This is a genomic window from Cellulomonas sp. P4_H12 (assembly GCF_056400905.1).
The window spans coordinates 1-764 of the sequence record NZ_JBFUKJ010000072.1 but is presented as its reverse complement, the minus strand read 5'-3'; the positions used below and the strand labels follow the sequence as shown (position 1 = coordinate 764).

General features: G+C 69.6%; 1 protein-coding gene. It reads right to left on the bottom strand.

What is annotated here, in order from left to right; genetic code table 11:
- The coding region (locus AC1DQC_RS19790; protein WP_477052939.1) for a condensation domain-containing protein at window positions 1-764 on the bottom strand (764 nt) is incomplete at both ends.

The window sequence follows — 764 nt, the reverse complement described above, 5'->3', positions numbered from 1 at the left end:
GCGGCGCAACGCTGACCATCATGCCGCCGGAGTTGCGCAGCAAGGCGGTTGTCCGGCCGGACAGCGGAACCTGCACGAGAACATCGGGTTTCGCCGTCAGGCGGGATAGGTAGCAGGCGAAGGCGGCGATGATCGTGACCGCGGCATCCGGGGTTGCCTGCTTGCCGGAATCGAGGAGCAGTCCGGCGGCCGACCCTGACAGCACGGCGCTCTCGAGGTCACTTCTGGCGGGTGCCGGCGCCGGCTCGTCGGCCAGGGTCGATCCCTCGACGGCCTGCACTCGCTCCGCCCAGTAGGCCCGATCCCCCGTGAATCGGCCGGAGTTCCGGTAGCGCGCGTCGAGGTCGCAGAGCTCGTGCAGGGCGGCGGGCCGACTCGGATCGGGTTCCCGACCGGCCACCGAGGCCGAGTAACGGTGCGCGATCCGGTTGACCATCGTCATGGCGCCGTAGCCGTCGAGCGCGACATGGTGGATGCGGCTGTACCAGAGGTAGTGCGACTCTCCCACACACAGGACGGAGGTCTCGACCAGTCGATCCGCGCCGACGTCGAGCGGGACCTGGTAGCTCCGGTGCATCCACTCCTGGGCCGCCGCGACCGGGTCGTCCTCGCCACGAAGGTCGACGACGGGGAGCGGGATGTCGGCCGCGTGATCGACGTACTGCATCGGCTCGCCGTCCACCTCGACCACCCTGAGCAGCGGCGACTGGAACTCGCTGGCGGCCGCGACGATCTCCCGCCGCAACAGGTCGACGTCCAGTTCG